We start from the raw sequence: 17,588 nt of genomic DNA on the forward strand, positions 1-17,588 counted from the left end.
CTGGCGGATATACCCAATTCCAACTGTGGGAGCTGGCTTGCCAGCGATGGCGGCCTTGTAGCCGACCAGTCTCTGGCGGATATACCCAATTCCAACTGTGGGAGCGAGCCTGCTCGCGAAAGCGGAGTGTCATTCGCAGATAATTGGACTGGAGAGACGCCTCGCGGGCAAGCCCGCTCCCACAGGGGATCAGTGTTTGCCAATTGCAGTAAGCCTGATTGAGGCGGTTACCCGCGAATAAACGCCAACAAATCCGCATTGATGGTTTCCGCTTGCGTCGTCGGCATGCCATGCGGAAATCCCGGGTACGACTTCAGTGTGCCGTTGGGCAGCAGTTTCGCCGATAACGGTGCGGAGTTGGCGTAAGGCACGATCTGGTCATCCTCGCCGTGCATCACCAGCACCGGCACGGTGACTTTTTTCAGGTCTTCGGCGAAGTCGGTCTGCGAGAAGGCGACGATGCCGTCGTAATGCGCCTTGGCCCCGCCGATCATGCCCTGGCGCCACCAGTTGGCGATGATCCCTTCCGCCGGCTCGGCGCCCGGGCGGTTGTAGCCGTAGAAAGGTCCGCTCGGCACATCGCGATAAAACTGCGCACGATTTGCCGCCAACTGCGCTTGAAAGCCATCGAACACCGATTTCGGCAAGCCGCCCGGGTTGCTTTCGGTCTGCACCATCAACGGTGGTACGGCGCTGATCAACACCGCTTTGCTGACCTTGTCCTGACCATGTCGGGCGATGTAATGGATCACTTCGCCGCCGCCGGTGGAATGGCCGACGTGGACAACGTCGCGCGTACCCAGATGATTGACCACTGCCAGCACATCGTCGGCGTAGTGATCCATGTCGTGGCCGTCCCAGACCTGGCTTGAGCGGCCATGTCCGCGTCGATCATGAGCAATCACCCGAAAGCCCTGTGCCAGGAAAAACAGCATCTGCGCGTCCCAGTCATCCGAGCTGAGCGGCCAGCCGTGGTGGAAGTGGATCACCGGCGCGTCGCGCGGCCCCCAGTCCTTGTAGAAGATGTCGACGCCGTCTCGAGTGGTGACAAAGCCCATATTCGTTACTCCTGACCTGTGATGGACAACCGCGAGGTTCGCGGGCCGGTTGCGCAGAGATACGACGACTCAGTGCGAGCCGTTATCAACTGTAGGAGCAAAGCCGGGGTCTGCATGACCGCTGGTCACAACGTCTGGCTTGCTGCGCAAATTAGGCTTTGCTGAAAGGGATAAGCGCGGGCGTCCGTAGGTTTTTGCGACCACAGCGACGCCCCTTTGCACCACCGTGAGCCTGAGGAAATCCGCTGATGCTGACCTTGAATATCAATGGCAAGGACCAAGAGCTCGATGTACCCGCCGACATGCCGCTGCTCTGGGTTCTGCGCGATATCGCGCACCTGACCGGGACCAAGTTCGGTTGCGGCATGGCCCAGTGCGGCGCCTGCACCGTGCACGTCGACGGCGCGCCATTACGCTCCTGCATTACCCCGGCGACTGCCGTCGCCCATGGGCAGAAAATCCTCACCATCGAGGGCTTGTCCACCGATGGCTCGCACCCGGTGCAGCAGGCCTGGGCCGAGCTGGACGTGGTGCAGTGCGGTTATTGCCAGTCCGGGCAGATCATGTCCGCCGCCGCATTGCTGGCGAAAATTCCCAAGCCCACCGACAGCGATATCGATCAGGCGCTCTCCGGCAATATCTGCCGCTGCGGCACCTATCCGCGCATTCGTGCAGCGGTCAAACGCGCCGCCGAAATCGGCTGAGTCATTCTCTGGGAGAGGAACGATGAACAGTCCTGTATCGCGTCGCGGGTTTCTCAAGGGCAGCGCACTGTTAAGCGGCGGCCTGATGGTGGGGTTTGTGGTGCCCGGGGCCAACCGCTTTGCCCGGGCGGCAGAAAATCAGAACAAGACCTTCGCGCCCAACGCGTTCCTGCGCATCGCGGCGGACAACAGCGTCACCGTGCTGCTCGGTCATTCGGAAATGGGCCAGGGCATCTGGACCGGCCTGACCATGCTGATCGCCGAAGAACTGGACGCCGACTGGTCGAAAATCCGCGTCGAGCACTCGCCAGCCTCGGCGGCGGATTACGGCTTGCCGGCATTTGGCGGCATGCAGATCACCGGAGGTTCGACTTCGACCTGGATGGAGTTTGACCGCTATCGACTCGCCGGGGCGACGGCGCGGCAGGTGCTCGTGGAAGCGGCGGCGAAACGCTTCGACGTCGCCCCGTCGACAATTCGCACTGAGTCCGGCGTGGTCATCGCCGGGGACAAACGCGCGACCTACGGCGAACTGGCCGATGCCGCCGGGCAACTGCCGGTGCCGGACCCGAAAACCATCACTTTCAAGGAAGCCAAGGACTGGAAAGTCATCGGCAAACCGACCAAGCGCCTCGATACCCCGGAGAAGATCACCGGCCGCGCAAAGTTCGGCATGGACGTGCAGTTTGAAGGCCTGATGACCGCGATGGTCGCCCGCGCGCCGGTGTTTGGCGCCACTGTGAAATCCTTCGAAGGCGCCGCAGCGCTGGCCATTCCAGGCGTACACAAAGTTGTGCAGGTGCCCAGCGGCGTGGCGGTGGTGGCCGAGCATTTCTGGGCGGCGAAGCTGGGCCGTGATGCGCTGAAGGTCGATTGGGACCTGGGGCCGTTGGCCGACATGAGCAGTGAAAAGCTGCTGGAGAGTTTCCGCAAACTGGCAGCGACGCCGGGCACCTCGGCCACGCAGGCTGGAGATGCCAAGGCCAATTTCGGCAAAGCCGCGAAGAAAATCGAGGTCGAATACAGCGTGCCTTACCTGGCCCACGCGCCGATGGAACCGCTCAATTGCACGGTGAAAATCAGCGCCGGCAAATGCGAGATCTGGACCGGTACGCAATTTCAGACGCTGGACCAAATGGTTGCCAGCAAGATCACCGGGCTCAAGCCCGAGCAGGTCGAAATTCACACGGAATTTCTCGGCGGTGGCTTCGGTCGCCGCGCCAATCCGACTTCGGACTTCGTCGCCGAAGCGGTGCAAGTGGCGAAAGCGGCGGACCTGCCGGTGAAAACCGTGTGGGCGCGCGAAGATGACATTCGCGGCGGCTACTACCGCTCGATGTACCTGCACAAGGCGCAGGTCGGACTGGGTGCTGATGGTTTGCCGATGAGCTGGCAGCATGTGCTGGTCGGCCAGTCGATCATGGCCGGGACGATGCTCGAGGCAGCGATGGTCAAGAACGGCATCGATGCCACCTCGGTCGAGGGCGTGGCCGACAGTCCGTACATCAAGGATCTGCCTCATCATCAGGTCGACCTGCATTCGCCGCAGACCGGCATCAATGTGTTGTGGCTGCGTTCGGTGGGCCATACCCACACGGGTTTTGTCATGGAATCGCTGATCGATGAACTGGCGACGGCGGCGGGCAAGGATCCGGTGGAGTACCGACGAACGCTGCTCAAGGCGCACCCGCGCCACCTCGGCGTGCTCAATCTGGCGGTGGAGAAGGCCAATTGGGGCGCACCGTTGCCGGACGGCCATGCCCTCGGCGTGGCGGTGCACGAGTCGTTCGGCAGCTACGTGGCGCAAGTGGCCGAGGTGTCGCAAGACAATCTGGCGATCCGCGTGCATCGGGTGGTCTGCGCGGTGGACTGCGGCATTGCGGTGAATCCGCAGAGCATCGCCGCGCAGATGGAATCGTGCATCACCTTCGGTCTCGGCATGGCGTTGCACAGCAAGCTCACCGTCAAGGACGGCGGCGTCGTGCAGTCCAACTATCACGATTATCAGGTGCTGCGGCTCAACGAAATGCCGGTGGTGGAAGTGCACATCGTCCCCAGCAGTGAAAAACCCGGCGGCATCGGCGAGCCCGGCGTGCCACCGACCGCGCCGGCGGTGGCCAACGCAGTGTTCGCCTTGACCGGGCAACGCCTGCGCGAACTGCCACTGCAATTGTCGGGGGTGTGAGATGAAACGACATCTTGTGTTGGGCACCGTCGTGTTGCTGGGCCTCGGTGGCTATGCCTCGGACCTGTTTGCCGAGGATCAGCAGGCGTTGAAAGCCTTCGCCACGGTGCAGAAAGTCTTTCAGAGCCCGCGCTGCCAGAACTGCCACATCCCCGGCGATTCGCCGTTGCAGTTCGACGCTGGCATCCCTCACGCGATGAATGTAGTGCGCGGCATGGATGGCAAGGGCGCCGCCGGTTTGCCCTGCGCCACCTGTCACGCTGAAAGCAATCCGCCGGCCAGTTATGGCCCCCATGCGCCGCCGGGTGCGCCGCACTGGAGCCTGCCGCCAGCGGCACACAAAATGGCCTGGATCGGCCTGCCCTCGGACAAGCTCTGCGCGATGATCAAGGACCGCGCGAGCAACGGCGATCGGGATTTTGCCGCACTGTTAAAACACGTCAGCGAAGACAAACTGGTGCTCTGGGGCTGGAATCCCGGGGCAGGGCGCGCACCGGTGTCGGTGCCGCACGATATTTTCGTCGCGCAGTTCAAGCTCTGGGCCGATGCCGGCGGGCCTTGTCCGGTGGCGCAAATGTGATGCCCCGACGATTAAGCGCTACGCTGAACGCATGACTGTCTACGGAGTGTGCGCATGCTGGTGCCCGGAAAACCTGCCAATGAAGCTGCACGAATCGACGCCTTGCACGGCCTCAACCTCGACTCGGCGCCGGAGGAGCGCTTTGATCGTCTGACACGCCTGGCCAAGCGCCTGTTCAACGTGCCGATCGCCCTGGTCACGCTGGTCGACAAGGATCGCCAGTGGTTCAAGTCCTGTGTGGGTCTGGATGTCAGCGAGACGTCCCGCGATGTCTCGTTCTGCGGCCATGCGATTTTGCAAAACGAGTTGATGCTGGTGCCCGATGCGCTGGAAGATTTGCGCTTTCATGACAACCCGTTGGTCACCGGCGCACCGAATATTCGCTTTTACGCCGGTTATCCATTGACGGTGCCGGACGGTAACAAAATGGGCACCCTGTGCCTGATCGATACCAAACCCCGCCATCTCGACGACGAAGAGCGTGCCTTGTTGCGCGACCTCGCGGAGATGGCCGAGCAAGAGCTGACGGCGGTGCAGATGGCAAGCATGGATGAACTGACGCTGCTGTCCAATCGCCGTGGTTTCAAGCAACTGGCCCAGCATGCGCTGGATGCCTGCGCACGTTTGAACCGACCGGCGACGCTGTTGTTTTTCGATCTCAACGACTTCAAGCAGATCAACGATCTGTACGGGCATGCCGAAGGCGACAGTGCGCTGAAGACCTTCGCCGATGTGTTGCGCATTGCCTTTCGCGAGAGCGATGTGGTGGGGCGCTTGGGCGGTGATGAGTTCGTCGCGTTGCTGACCGGCTCGAGCCACGTTGAAACCACGCGGATCATGGCGCGGCTCAAGGAAATCCTCGAAGAGCGCAACGCCACGCTGCACCGCGGTTATGCGATTCGTTTCAGCGTCGGCCAGATCGAATACGACCCCAAACGCCACGAAACCGTTGATCGCTTGCTCGCCGATGCGGATGGCGCGATGTATGCGCACAAGCAAGCTCTGAAAGGCTGTTAGTAACGGCCCCATCGCTGGCAAGCCAGCTCCCACAGAGTCCAGTGACGTTAATGAGGTGTGAGTTCACCTTGAATTCCTGTGGGAGCGGGCTTGCCCGCGATGGCGGTGGGTCAGGCAATTTGATGCTGGCTGATGGAATGTCTTTGCGAGCAGGCTCGCTCCCACAGGTCTCGATGGCGCGGAGGATTTTTCAGTTCAGCACCATCTATGTGGGAGCGAGCCTGCTCGCGAACGTGTCAGCCGATCTATCGCCGGATTCGCCAGTGCTCAGCGCTTGGGCGGGCTCAGCTTCTGGTAAAACGCCAGCCATTTCTCGTGACTCGCAGCGGCATCCTCGAGTTCGGGCACGCGCAATGCGTCTTGCAAGGCTTGCGCTTTGAAAGCATCGAACAGATGCCTGACGGCAGTGCTGGCGATGGCGTTGACTGTGTTGGAGGCGAAGGTATCGGGCACGGCGGCGCGCTCCTGTTGCGCCAGGGGGGCGCCCTGAATATCGAGGCGAGTAATGAACGCGTTACAAGTGGCATTCAAGCGAGGCTGGGAGCCGTGCCTGTAGGCTTCGGCGTCGACGGGCAGCGATTTCGCCGCATCATTTGCCCCCGATGGTTTGAGTAATGCAAGGTCGATATCGCGACGCAGCACCACTTCATTCCTGCCAGTGAAAATCTCGAAGACTCTGGCTGGACTCCCACTCAGCAGCGCCAAGATGCCGAATGGCGCAGTGCTGGCGTCAGCCAGCTTGTCCGTGGCTGCCGATACTGGCCGCAGGGCGAGCAGTTCCAGCTCGTGGTCTTCGATGTCGATTCGCTGCGCGAACGGCAAGCGACAGAACGCTTCCTTGAGAAATGCGATATGTGCGTCCTTCATTTGCCTCAGGCGTGCGCTCAGTGCCGCATGGAAGTAGGTCGCCACATTGTGCAGTCTGGGCAACGAGGCAAGCATGGGGGCCAGTTGCAACTGTGCATTGCTCGATTGCCATCCCGCCAGCTTCCCTGTCAGCTTGCCGGCGACATGCAATTCGCTCAGCGAGTAATGCGCTGCAGAGGTCTGCGGGTTGGCGTCTGCAACAAACAGCGCCTTCTCCGTGAGGTAGGGGGAATCGCTGAACACCTTGCGCAGATCGGCCAGGGCAACCGTGACGGGAGTGGGCGGTGTCGAAAGGAACGCCCGCCGATAAAGATCGTTCAACAGGCGATTGTGGTTGCGGAACAGGACATCGGCCTGCTTCAGCGTCGTGGCGTCATAAACAGTCACCGGAAATTCGGCATTGCGCTGGATCAGCCCTCTGGCAACCGCCCAGTCAACGACCAGTGAGGCACAGGAATCCTCGCGCAGAAATTTGTAGAAGTGCGTGGGGGCCGGGCCTTTGGTCAGTTGGTTCAGTTGCTCATAGCTCATCAGGCGTGCCACACCCGGCATTTGGCTTTCGATATACAGCACGACCTGCTTCAGCCTGACCCAACGCGAACAACTCATGTAACAGAGTGATGGCGGAATATGCCGGGTCAGAAACTCCGGCGCTATACCGGACAACAACAGATGGGTCGCCAGCGTTTTGTTTTTTACCGATGCAAGAGCGGGCTGCCGATCAATGAAGCGGCGTACCTCGTCATAGCTGTCGCCCCAGAAATCACGCCCCTCCAGACGTTGCACGACAATACGGTTCAAATCCTCACCCGCGTTCGGCTCCAGGCTGAGAATCAATGCAGCGAGCAACAGGCGATCGCGGTTGGTGGCCAGCAGGCGTTTCTCCTGCGCCGGAGCGCCCAGATTCTTCACCAGCAGATTGCCCAGCGTTTGCGCGAGCGGTGTGATCAGAATACGACTGATCAGGTAGTCGGCTTTTGCCTGGAGCGTTTTGAGCGGCAGATCGGTATCGACACCCTCACTGAGGTAGTCGATCAACGGCGGCGAGTCTACGGGTAAAAACGCCTGTGTGGTGTCGATGATGCTCTGACGCTGTTGCGCCGTGAACCGCTCGGTCTGTGTCCAGGGCTGGCCCAGCAGATACCAGTGATTCATATGTCCGGGACGGGTGTGCAGATTGATCCTGAACCATTTCACCAGCGCGAGGGCTTGCTCGACAGTGTTCGGCAAAAGCAGATTGTAGAAGCGCAACATTTGCCCAAGGGTGACTTTACCGCTTGAACGCAAGGCGCCGCCGGCTTTGCTTGCCTTGGCCTTGAGCTGGTCGCGAAAGAGTTTCAGATCAGCCTGTTTTTCCACCTGCGCCGTCAGGGTGACCCAGCCTTTTACGCTGGCAGTACCGACATGACCGGATTCAGTGACGAGCAATTGACTGTCGGCGGGCAGTCCGTGCTGCTGCAGGATGGCTTGAAAATCCTCATCGGCGCTGAGTGTCTGCAATTGACGCTGGCCATACTTCATCCGTCCCGCCAGCGCAGAATCCGGATGGGGCTCGCTGATTTCCTCGTAATCGATCTTGGCCTTGGGCGCTTTGTTCCAGCTCAGCGCTTCAAGGCGTCGCACGATGTGCCGGTTATCTTCCAGAGCGCCAAATTCTTCACGATAACTGCGGATGGGGTCGTTGCTTTGCACGTAATCGCTGACGTAGGGCAGCGCCGGCCAGCTTTGCTGGCGCAGGCGTTGCGCAAGTGCCCTGGCTTCGCGAGCATCTTGCGGCAACGCAAACTCATAGCGGCCCAGAAGCTCGCCCAGTTTGAGGCGCGGCCCTCTGGCGGGTGCAGAAACAGAGGCCGAAGTGAGGGTTACCGGCGTGTCGAGAAAGCCTCGCTGCTCGAAAGGGTCGCTCGCCAGCAACACTTCATCGATTCGATCGGCGATCGCCCGAAAGTCTTCCAGTTGCGCGTTGCGTTCCTTCACTAGCGCCGACGTGCTCTGGCCGTTTTCATCGATGGCCGCCAGCCCGGTTTTCTTCAGCTCGGCGAGGATGACTCGGGCCTGAATCTGGTTTTGCGGCTCCGGGTAACCGTAGAACGCCAGCACCACTTGCCGTGGAAACCGATACAGCGGGTTGGCGGATTTACCGCCGATGTAGGGCAGGCCCAGCCCCGCAGGATCGATACGCTGGGAAATCGACAGCAGCATCGGCGCCATCTGCCACCAGCCTGAATCATCTTCCAGCGTGAACGTGCGAACGCCGTTGGAGCCGTTCGAGGGTGTCTGCGCTTGCAGGGTATCGCCCTTGATCTGCAGGGTGTCCAGATCGATGTTAAAGCCACTGGCCCAATCGAGAAATTCAGGGCGTTCGAGGGCGCTCCAGTAAAGCTCCATCCATTCGCGCAGCCGGCATGCACGGGGAACCTCCAGCGTGCGCGCCGGTGTGGCGGCGCTGACCACCGGTACGGCGGTCAATTCTGCGATGAGATTGTGAATCAGCGTCTGTTCGTGTACCGGTGTGTCGTCCATCTGCGCCTCCCTGGCGGCTGATAAGCATCGAGCGCCGAGTATCAAAGGCAGGGCAGGGTGGTTGGCGGTACATATGTAGTTGGACGAGCTTTTCTGCAGGCATAAAAAAACCCGCCGGATCCGGCGGGTTTTTCTATTGGCTACAGGAAGATCACTCTTCGATGTTGCCCATCGCGGTGGTGTTGAAGCCGCCGTCGACGTACATGATTTCACCGCTGATGCCCGACGCCAGGTCGGAGCACAGGAAGGCGCCGGCGTTGCCGACCTCTTCGATGGTGACGTTGCGGCGCAGCGGAGTCTGCGCTTCGTTGGCGGCCAGCATCTTGCGGAAGTTCTTGATACCGGAAGCGGCCAGGGTGCGGATCGGGCCAGCCGATACGCAGTTGACGCGGGTGCCGTCCGGACCGAGGGAACCGGCCAGGTAACGGACGCCGGCTTCCAGCGAGGCCTTGGCCATGCCCATCACGTTGTAGTTCGGCATGGTGCGCTCGGCGCCCAGGTACGACAGGGTCAGCAGGCTGCCGTTGCGGCCTTTCATCATTTCGCGACCGGCCTTGGCCAGGGCCACGAAGCTGTAGGCGCTGATGTCGTGAGCAATGCGGAAACCTTCACGGGTGGTGGCTTCGGTGAAGTCGCCGTCCAGTTGGTCGCCCGGGGCGAAGCCGACGGAGTGCACGATGCAGTCCAGGCCGTCCCACTTCTTGCTCAGCTCTTCGAAGACCTTGGCGATTTCTTCATCGCTGGCCACGTCGCACGGGAAGCACAGCTCAGGGCTCGAACCCCAGCCTTGTGCGAACTCTTCGACGCGACCCTTGAGTTTGTCGTTCTGATAAGTGAAGGCAAGCTCAGCGCCCTCGCGATGCATGGCGGCAGCGATGCCGGATGCGATGGACAGCTTGCTGGCGACACCGACGATCAGTACGCGCTTACCGGCGAGAAAACCCATGTGTTGCTCCTCTTTCAGGTTATTGCGCAGTGGCTGGTGCCAGAAAAGCGGCTTCCAGCAACTGCTGTGTATACGGATGTTGGGGGGCGGCAAAGATACTTTGCGCGTCTCCCTGTTCGACCACTTGGCCATGCTTGACCACCATCAGCTGGTGGCTCAGCGCTTTGACGACAGCCAGGTCATGGCTGATGAACAAATACGTCAGGTTGTACTTGGCTTGCAGTGAACGCAACAGCTCCACCACTTGCCGCTGCACCGTGCGGTCGAGCGCCGAAGTCGGCTCGTCCAGCAGGATCAGCGCCGGTTTCAGCACCAAGGCCCGGGCAATGGCGATTCGCTGCCGTTGCCCACCGGAAAATTCGTGGGGGTAGCGGTGCCGGGTTTCCGGATCCAGACCTACCTCCTTCAATGCCGCAATGATCGCCGCTTCCTGTTCGGCTGCGGTGCCCATTCTGTGTATCCGCAGGCCTTCGCCAACGATGTCGTTGACGCACATGCGCGGGCTCAGGCTGCCGAACGGGTCCTGAAACACCACCTGCATCTCCCGCCGCAGCGGGCGAATCTCGTTCTGCGTCAGGCAGTCTAGCTGCTTGCCTTCAAAGCGGATCGCGCCTTTGCTGCCGATCAGCCGCAAAATCGCCAGACCGAGGGTGGATTTGCCGGAACCGCTTTCGCCGACGATCCCCAGGGTCTGGCCCTGAGGCAGGCTGAAATTGATGCCGTCCACTGCCTTGACGTAATCCACCGTGCGTTTGAGCAGGCCTTTCTTGATCGGGAACCAGACTTTCAGGTCCTCGACTTCGAGCAGCGGGGCGCCGATTTCATTGCTCGCCGGGCCGCCGCTGGGCTCCGCGCCGAGCAATTCCCGAGTGTACGGATGCTGCGGCGAACGGAACAGCTCTGCGCACGATGCCTGTTCGACGATGCAACCGCGCTGCATGACACATACGCGATGCGCAATTCTTCGCACCAGGTTCAAATCGTGACTGATCAGTAGCAGCGACATGCCCAATCGAGCCTGAAGATCCTTGAGCAAATCGAGGATTTTCAGCTGAACGGTCACGTCCAGCGCGGTGGTCGGTTCGTCGGCGATCAGCAATTCCGGCTCGTTGGCCAGGGCCATGGCGATCATCACGCGCTGGCGCTGGCCGCCGGACAATTCATGGGGCAGCGCCTTGAGACGCTTGTGCGGCTCGGGGATGCCGACCATTTCCAGCAGCTCCAGCGTGCGTTTGGTCGCGACTTTGCCGCTCAGGCCCTTGTGGATGCCGAGCACTTCGTTGATCTGCTTTTCGATCGAATGCAGCGGATTGAGCGAAGTCATCGGCTCCTGAAAGATCATGGCGATGCGGTTGCCACGAATATGGCGGATGGTCTTCTCGCTCAAATCCAGCAGGTTCTGCCCGGCGTAATTGATGCTGCCGGCCGGATGGCGCGCCATGGGGTAGGGCAGCAGGCGCAGGATCGAGTGCGCCGTGACCGATTTGCCCGAGCCCGATTCGCCGACCAGTGCCAGGGTCTCGCCGCGCTTGATGTCGAAGCTCACGCCCTCGACCACGCGGTGGACGCGCTCGCCGAAACCGAATTCGACGGCGAGGTCGCGCACTTCGATGAGATTGTCCTGATTCATTTCACTTCCTCGGGTCGAAGGCATCGCGAGCGGACTCGCCGATAAACACCAGCAGACTCAACATCAGCGCCAGCACGGCAAACGCGCTCATGCCCAGCCACGGCGCCTGCAAATTGGATTTGCCTTGCGCGACCAGTTCGCCCAGCGACGGACTGCCGGCCGGCAAGCCGAAGCCGAGGAAGTCCAGCGCGGTCAGGGTGCCGATGGCGCCGGTGAGGATGAACGGCATGAAGGTCATGGTCGAGACCATGGCGTTGGGCAGGATGTGGCGGAACATGATCGCGCCGTTCTGCATGCCCAGCGCGCGGGCGGCGCGCACGTATTCCAGATTGCGGCCACGGAGGAACTCGGCGCGCACCACATCGACCAGGCTCATCCACGAGAACAGCAGCATGATGCCCAGCAACCACCAGAAATTCGGCTGGACGAAACTGGCGAGGATGATCAGCAGATACAGCACCGGCAGCCCCGACCAGATCTCGAGAAAACGCTGCCCGGCGAGATCGACCCAGCCGCCATAAAAGCCCTGTAGCGCCCCGGCAATCACGCCAATGATCGAACTCAGCACGGTCAGCGTCAGCGCAAACAACACGGAAATGCGGAAACCGTAGATCACCCGCGCCAACACGTCGCGGCCCTGATCGTCGGTGCCCAGCAGGTTGTCCGCCGAGGGTGGCGCCGGGGCCGGGACTTTCAGGTCGTAGTTGATGCTCTGGTAGCTGTAGGGGATCGGCGCCCACAGAATCCACGCGTCCTTGGCCTTGAGCAGTTCGCGGATGTACGGACTCTTGTAGTTGGCTTCCAGCGGGAATTCGCCGCCGAACGCGGTTTCCGGATAGCGCTTGATCGCCGGGAAATACCAGTTGTTGTCGTAATGCACGACCAGCGGTTTGTCGTTGGCGATCAGTTCGGCGCCCAGACTCAGGCCGAACAGAATCAGGAACAGCCACAGCGACCACCAGCCACGCTTGTTGGCCTTGAACAGTTCGAAGCGTCGGCGGTTGAGAGGGGACAGGTTCATCTCAATGCTCCCGGCTGGCGAAGTCGATGCGCGGATCGACAAAGGTGTAGGTCAGGTCGCCGATCAGTTTCACCACCAGCCCGAGCAGGGTGAAGATGAACAGCGTGCCGAACACCACCGGGTAATCGCGATTGATCGCCGCTTCGAAACTCATCAGGCCGAGGCCGTCGAGGGAGAAAATCACTTCCACCAGCAACGAACCGGTGAAGAAGATACCGATGAATGCCGACGGAAAACCGGCAATCACCAGCAGCATGGCGTTGCGGAATACATGCCCGTAGAGCACGCGATGGCGGGTCAGGCCCTTGGCCTTGGCGGTGACCACATACTGCTTGTTGATTTCGTCGAGAAAGCTGTTCTTGGTCAACAGGGTCATGGTCGCGAAGTTGCCGATCACCAGTGCGGTGACCGGCAATGCCAGGTGCCAGAAGTAATCGAGGATCTTGCCGCTCAGGCTCAGCTCATCGAAGTTGTTCGAAGTCAGCCCGCGCAGGGGGAACCAGTCCAGATAGCTGCCGCCGGCAAACACCACGATCAGCAGGATCGCAAACAGGAACGCCGGGATCGCATAGCCGACGATGATCGCCGAACTGGTCCAGACGTCGAAGTGGCTGCCGTGCCGCGTGGCCTTGGCGATGCCCAGCGGGATCGACACCAGATACATGATCAGCGTGCTCCACAGCCCCAGCGAGATCGACACCGGCATCTTTTCCTTGATCAGGTCGATGACCTTGGCGTCGCGGAAGAAACTGTCGCCGAAATCCAGCTGCGCATAGTTCTTGACCATGATCCACAGACGTTCCGGGGCCGATTTGTCGAACCCGTACATGTGCTCGATTTCCTTGATCAGCGCCGGATCCAGCCCCTGCGCGCCACGGTAGGACGAGCCGGCCACCGCCACTTCGGCACCACCGCCGGCAATCCGGCTCGTGGCGCCTTCGAAACCTTCGAGCTTGGCGATCATCTGCTCGACCGGCCCGCCGGGCGCGGCCTGGATGATCACGAAGTTGATCAGCAGAATGCCGAACAGGGTCGGGATGATCAGCAGCAGTCGCCGAAAGATATACGCCAGCATCTGATTACTCCGTGCCCGCAGGGTCGGCTTGCAGTTGGGTTTCGACTTCTACGGCAGGCTTGGCGTCAGGCTTGACCCACCAGGTGTTGATGCCGATGTCGTACTTGGGCGAGGTTTTCGGGTGGCCTATATGATTCCAGTAAGCCACGCGCCAGCTCTTGATATGCCAGTTGGGCACCACGTAGTAGCCCCATTGCAGAACACGATCCAGCGCGCGAGCGTGGGCCACCAGGCTTTTGCGCGAGTCGGCGTTGATCAGGCTTTCCACCAGTTGGTCAACGGTCGGGTCTTTGAGGCCCATGCTGTTGCGGCTACTCGGTTTGTCGGCGGCGGCGCTCATCCAGTACTCGCGTTGCTCGTTGCCCGGCGAGTTGGACTGGGGAAAACTGCCGACCATCATGTCGAAGTCCCGCGAGCGAACGCGGTTGATGTATTGCGAGACGTCGACGCGGCGGATCACCAGATCGATGCCGAGGTCGCTGAGGTTGCGCTTGAACGGCAGCAGCACCCGTTCGAACTCGGTCTGGGCGAGGAGGAATTCGATCACCACCGGTTTGCCAGTGGCGTCGACCATTTTGTCATCGACGATTTTCCAGCCGGCCTCTTGCAGCAGTTGATACGCCTCACGCTGCTGGGTGCGGATCATGCCGCTGGCGTCGGTCTTGGGATTTTCGAAGGCTTCGCTGAACACCTGGGCCGGCAGTTTGCTGCGAAACGGTTCGAGGATCGTCCGTTGCTCGGCGTCGGGCAGGCCGGTGGCGGCCATTTCCGAGTTCTCGAAGTAACTGCGGGTGCGCACGTAGGCGCCGTTGAACAATTGCTTGTTGGTCCATTCGAAGTCGAACAGCAGCCCGAGAGCCTGACGCACGCGCACATCCTGGAACACCGGGCGGCGCAGGTTGAAGACGAAGCCCTGCATGCCGGTCGGGTTGCTGTTGGGGATCAGTTCCTTGATCAAACGGCCCTCGGTGACCGCCGGAACGTTATAGGCGCTAGCCCAGTTCTTCGCGGTCATCTCCAGCCAGTAATCGAACTGCCCGGCCTTCAGCGCTTCGAGGGCGACGGTGTTGTCGCGGTAATAGTCGGTGGTCATCGTGTCGAAGTTGTAGAAGCCACGGTTGACCGGCAAGCCCTTGCCCCAGTAATCCTTGACCCGCTCGTAACGTACCGAACGGCCGGCCTTCACTTGGGTGACCTTGTACGGGCCGCTGCCCAGCGGGATTTCCAGATTGCCCTTGTTGAAGTCGCGACTGGCCCACCAGTGTTTCGGCAGGACCGGCAACTGGCCGAGGATCAGCGGCAGCTCGCGGTTGTTGCTGTGCTTGAACTTGAACAAGACTTTCAACGGGTCTTCGGCGATGGCTTCGGCGACGTCGTTGTAGTAGCCGCGAAACATCGGCGAGCCTTCCTTGGTCAACGTCTCGAAGCTGAACACCACGTCTTCGGCGCGCACCGGGTGGCCGTCGTGGAAACGCGCTTGCGGGCGCAGGTAGAAGCGCACCCAACTGTTGTCGTCGGCTTTCTCGATCTTGCTGGCAATCAGGCCGTACTCGGTGAACGGCTCGTCGAGGCTGTGTTTGGTCAGGGTGTCGTAGATCTGGCCGATGTCATCGGCCGGCACGCCTTTGTTGATGAACGGGTTGAGGCTATCGAAGCCGCCGAAACCGGCTTGGCGGAACACGCCGCCCTTGGGCGCATCAGGGTTCACGTAGTCGAAATGCTTGAAATCGGCCGGGTATTTCGGCGGCTCGTTGTACAGGGTCACGGCGTGTTGCGGGGCGGCCCAGGCCAGCCCGGCGAACAGCAAGCCGCCGGCCTGCACGAGCAGGGTGCGAACAGCGTTCATCGATCTTTCTCCGAAGACTTCAGCCACCATGCGCTCAGGCCCAGGGTGTAGGGCGGCGTGGTGACAAAGGCCAACCGGTTGCGGTAGGCCAGACGGTGATAATTGAGGTACCAGTTGGGAATGCTGTAGTGCTGCCAGAGCAGCACGCGGTCGAGCGCTTTGCCGGCGGCGACCTGCTCGTCGCGGGTGCGAGCGGCGAGCAACTGTTCGAGCAGGTGATCGACCACCGGATTGGCGATGCCCGCGTAATTCTTGCTGCCCTTGACGTTCACCTGGCTGGAGTGGAAGTACTGCCACTGCTCAAGGCCCGGGCTCAGGGTCTGGCCCAGTGTCATCGAGATCATGTCGAAATCGAATTGGTCGAGGCGCTGTTTGTACTGGGCGCGATCGACGGTACGCAGGCGCGCGTCGATGCCGATGCTGTTGAGGTTTTCGATGTACGGCTGATAGAGCCGCTCCAGGCTCGGGTTGACCAGCAGCAGTTCGAAGCGCAGCGGTTGGCCGTCTTTGTCTTGCAGGCGCTGGCCGTGGAGCTTCCAACCGGCCTCGGCGAGCAGGGCGAGGGCTTTGCGCATAGTCTCGCGCGGAATGCCACGGCCGTCGGTTTTCGGCAGGGTGAACGGCTCGGTAAACAGCCTGGCCGGCAGTTGCTCCTTGTAGGGTTTGAGCATCAGCCATTCATGGCCGACCGGCAGGCCGGACGCAGTGAATTCGCTGTTGGGGTAGTAGCTGCTGGTGCGTTTATAGGCATCGCTGAACAGCGCGCGGTTGGTCCATTCGAAATCGAACATCAGACCCAACGCTTCGCGCGTCCTGACATCGGCGAAGGTCGCGCGGCGGCTGTTCATGAACAGGCCCTGAGTCTGGGTCGGGATCTGATGCGGGATCTGCACCTTGATCACTTCGCCACGACGTACAGCAGGGAAGTTGTAACCGTTGACCCAGTTCTTTGCCTGATGCTCGATGTAGATGTCGAACTCACCGGCCTTGAACGCTTCGAAGGCGACATCGCTGTCGCGGTAGAACTCGACTTCCATGCGATCGAAATTGTACTTGCCGCGATTGACCGGCAGATCCTTGCCCCAGTAATCCTTGACCCGCTCGAAAATCAGCTGTCGGCCTGGCGTGACCGACGTGATGCGGTACGGCCCGCTGCCCAGCGGTGGTTCGAACGTGGTGGCTTTGAAGTCGCGGTCTTTCCAGTAATGCTGCGGCAGCACCGGCAACTCGCCCAGGCGCAGGATCAGCAGCGGATTGCCCGAGCGCTTGAACACAAAGCGAATGCGCTGCTTGTTGAGGATGTCGACTCGCAGCACTTCCTGCAGGGCCGTGCGATACAGCGGATGACCGTCCTTGAGCAGCGTTCGATAGGAGAACGCCACGTCGTAGGCGGTGATCGGCGCGCCGTCGTGAAAGCGCGCTTCGGGGCGCAAATTGAAGACGACCCAGCTGCGATCTTCGCTGTACTCCACCGATTGTGCGATCAACCCGTAACTCGACGCCGGCTCGTCGCCGGACGGCGAATACTGTCCGGTACCGACCATCAGCGGCTCGTTGAGCTCGTTGATGCCGTACTGGAGAAAATTGGCGGTGGTAACCGGGCTGGTGCCCTTGAAGGTGTACGGATTGACCGTATCGAAGGTGCCGAACGCCATCACCCGCAACGTACCGCCCTTGGGCGCTTGCGGGTTGACCCAGTCGAAGTGGGTAAATCTGGCCGGGTACTTGAGCGTGCCGAACTGCGCATAACCGTGACTTTCGGTAATCGTCGCGCTTGCGGGTGAGCTCAAGGCCAGGCTGATCAGGAGCAGGGATAGGGCACGCTTCAAGTCAGATCCGATCCAGCGGCTTGGGCTTTGTGGGCCGTACAGTAACAGCTTGTCTGGACAGGAAAAAGATGCGGGTTAATGCCGGGTTAATCGTTTGCGCGAAGAGCCCCTCACCCTAACCCTCTCCCGGAGGGAGAGGGGACTGATCGTGGTGTCTGGGCGAATTGCACCGAGGTGCGATACCGAGTCGAAGTCAGTTTCTGAAAAGCCCCCGATCGGCTCCCTTTCCCCCTCTCCCCCCTGGGGGAGAGGGCTGGGGTGAGGGGGATGGATCTAAAGCACACCACAAAAACTTCATCCAAAAAAA

The 17,588-nt window shown here is 60.8% G+C and carries 12 protein-coding genes; 4 read left to right on the forward strand and 8 right to left on the reverse strand.

Annotation, left to right across the window (positions count from 1 at the left end; translation table 11 throughout):
* Nucleotides 1-227: 227 nt before the first annotated feature.
* Entirely contained in the window at nt 228-1,058 is an 831-nt protein-coding gene (locus CKW30_RS01130) for an alpha/beta fold hydrolase (RefSeq protein WP_095179568.1), read from the reverse strand.
* 248 nt (nt 1,059-1,306) lie between these two features.
* On the opposite strand from CKW30_RS01130, the gene CKW30_RS01135 reads away from it, so the two are divergent.
* From CKW30_RS01135 to CKW30_RS01150, 4 genes are read left to right on the forward strand one after another with little or no spacing between them, the layout of a single operon-like run.
* Entirely contained in the window at nt 1,307-1,762 is a 456-nt protein-coding gene (locus tag CKW30_RS01135) for a (2Fe-2S)-binding protein (protein WP_041478642.1), read from the forward strand.
* Nucleotides 1,763-1,784: 22 nt separating this feature from the next.
* Nucleotides 1,785-3,947, forward strand: a complete 2,163-nt coding sequence (locus tag CKW30_RS01140) for a xanthine dehydrogenase family protein molybdopterin-binding subunit (protein ID WP_095179569.1) — start codon at nt 1,785-1,787, stop codon at nt 3,945-3,947.
* A gap of 1 nt (nt 3,948) precedes the next feature.
* Entirely contained in the window at nt 3,949-4,527 is a 579-nt protein-coding gene (locus CKW30_RS01145; protein ID WP_095179570.1) for a hypothetical protein, read from the forward strand.
* Between the two features lie 54 nt (nt 4,528-4,581).
* Complete coding sequence (locus tag CKW30_RS01150) at nt 4,582-5,544, forward strand: sensor domain-containing diguanylate cyclase (RefSeq protein WP_095179571.1); 963 nt, start codon at nt 4,582-4,584, stop codon at nt 5,542-5,544.
* 267 nt (nt 5,545-5,811) lie between these two features.
* Here the strand turns inward: CKW30_RS01150 and CKW30_RS01155 are convergent, their stop codons facing one another.
* From CKW30_RS01155 to CKW30_RS01185, 7 genes are all read right to left on the reverse strand, one after another.
* Nucleotides 5,812-8,934 carry a hypothetical protein gene (locus CKW30_RS01155; RefSeq protein ID WP_095179572.1) on the reverse strand — a complete coding sequence of 1,041 codons (3,123 nt, stop codon included), beginning with the start codon at nt 8,932-8,934 and terminating at the stop codon, nt 5,812-5,814.
* 151 nt (nt 8,935-9,085) lie between these two features.
* Nucleotides 9,086-9,880 (reverse strand): enoyl-ACP reductase FabI, encoded by a 795-nt coding sequence (gene fabI / locus CKW30_RS01160; protein ID WP_003202751.1) that lies wholly within the window; start codon nt 9,878-9,880, stop codon nt 9,086-9,088.
* 19 nt (nt 9,881-9,899) lie between these two features.
* Entirely contained in the window at nt 9,900-11,510 is a 1,611-nt protein-coding gene (locus tag CKW30_RS01165; RefSeq protein ID WP_041478647.1) for an ABC transporter ATP-binding protein, read from the reverse strand.
* A 1-nt stretch (nt 11,511) separates the two neighbouring features.
* A complete protein-coding gene (locus tag CKW30_RS01170) occupies nt 11,512-12,531 on the reverse strand; it encodes an ABC transporter permease (protein ID WP_016774153.1) in 1,020 nt (339 codons plus the stop codon).
* Between the two features lies 1 nt (nt 12,532).
* Nucleotides 12,533-13,606 (reverse strand): microcin C ABC transporter permease YejB, encoded by a 1,074-nt coding sequence (locus tag CKW30_RS01175; protein ID WP_095179573.1) that lies wholly within the window; start codon nt 13,604-13,606, stop codon nt 12,533-12,535.
* 4 nt (nt 13,607-13,610) lie between these two features.
* Entirely contained in the window at nt 13,611-15,452 is a 1,842-nt protein-coding gene (locus CKW30_RS01180; protein WP_095179574.1) for an extracellular solute-binding protein, read from the reverse strand.
* Entirely contained in the window at nt 15,449-17,281 is a 1,833-nt protein-coding gene (locus CKW30_RS01185) for an extracellular solute-binding protein (RefSeq protein ID WP_095179575.1), read from the reverse strand. The genes CKW30_RS01180 and CKW30_RS01185 overlap by 4 nt, the downstream gene beginning before the upstream one ends.
* Between the last annotated feature and the right edge of the window lie 307 nt (nt 17,282-17,588).

Source organism: Pseudomonas sp. Irchel 3F6 (assembly GCF_900187595.1).
Classification (GTDB): domain Bacteria; phylum Pseudomonadota; class Gammaproteobacteria; order Pseudomonadales; family Pseudomonadaceae; genus Aquipseudomonas; species Aquipseudomonas siliginis.

Coding starts and splice junctions, on each gene's coding strand:
- CKW30_RS01130 (WP_095179568.1), bottom strand. CDS start 1,058: ATGGGCTTTGTCACCACTCGAGACGGCGTCGACATCTTCTACAAGGAC.
- CKW30_RS01135 (WP_041478642.1), top strand. CDS start 1,307: ATGCTGACCTTGAATATCAATGGCAAGGACCAAGAGCTCGATGTACCC.
- CKW30_RS01140 (WP_095179569.1), top strand. CDS start 1,785: ATGAACAGTCCTGTATCGCGTCGCGGGTTTCTCAAGGGCAGCGCACTG.
- CKW30_RS01145 (WP_095179570.1), top strand. CDS start 3,949: ATGAAACGACATCTTGTGTTGGGCACCGTCGTGTTGCTGGGCCTCGGT.
- CKW30_RS01150 (WP_095179571.1), top strand. CDS start 4,582: ATGCTGGTGCCCGGAAAACCTGCCAATGAAGCTGCACGAATCGACGCC.
- CKW30_RS01155 (WP_095179572.1), bottom strand. CDS start 8,934: ATGGACGACACACCGGTACACGAACAGACGCTGATTCACAATCTCATC.
- fabI (WP_003202751.1), bottom strand. CDS start 9,880: ATGGGTTTTCTCGCCGGTAAGCGCGTACTGATCGTCGGTGTCGCCAGC.
- CKW30_RS01165 (WP_041478647.1), bottom strand. CDS start 11,510: ATGAATCAGGACAATCTCATCGAAGTGCGCGACCTCGCCGTCGAATTC.
- CKW30_RS01170 (WP_016774153.1), bottom strand. CDS start 12,531: ATGAACCTGTCCCCTCTCAACCGCCGACGCTTCGAACTGTTCAAGGCC.
- CKW30_RS01175 (WP_095179573.1), bottom strand. CDS start 13,606: ATGCTGGCGTATATCTTTCGGCGACTGCTGCTGATCATCCCGACCCTG.
- CKW30_RS01180 (WP_095179574.1), bottom strand. CDS start 15,452: ATGAACGCTGTTCGCACCCTGCTCGTGCAGGCCGGCGGCTTGCTGTTC.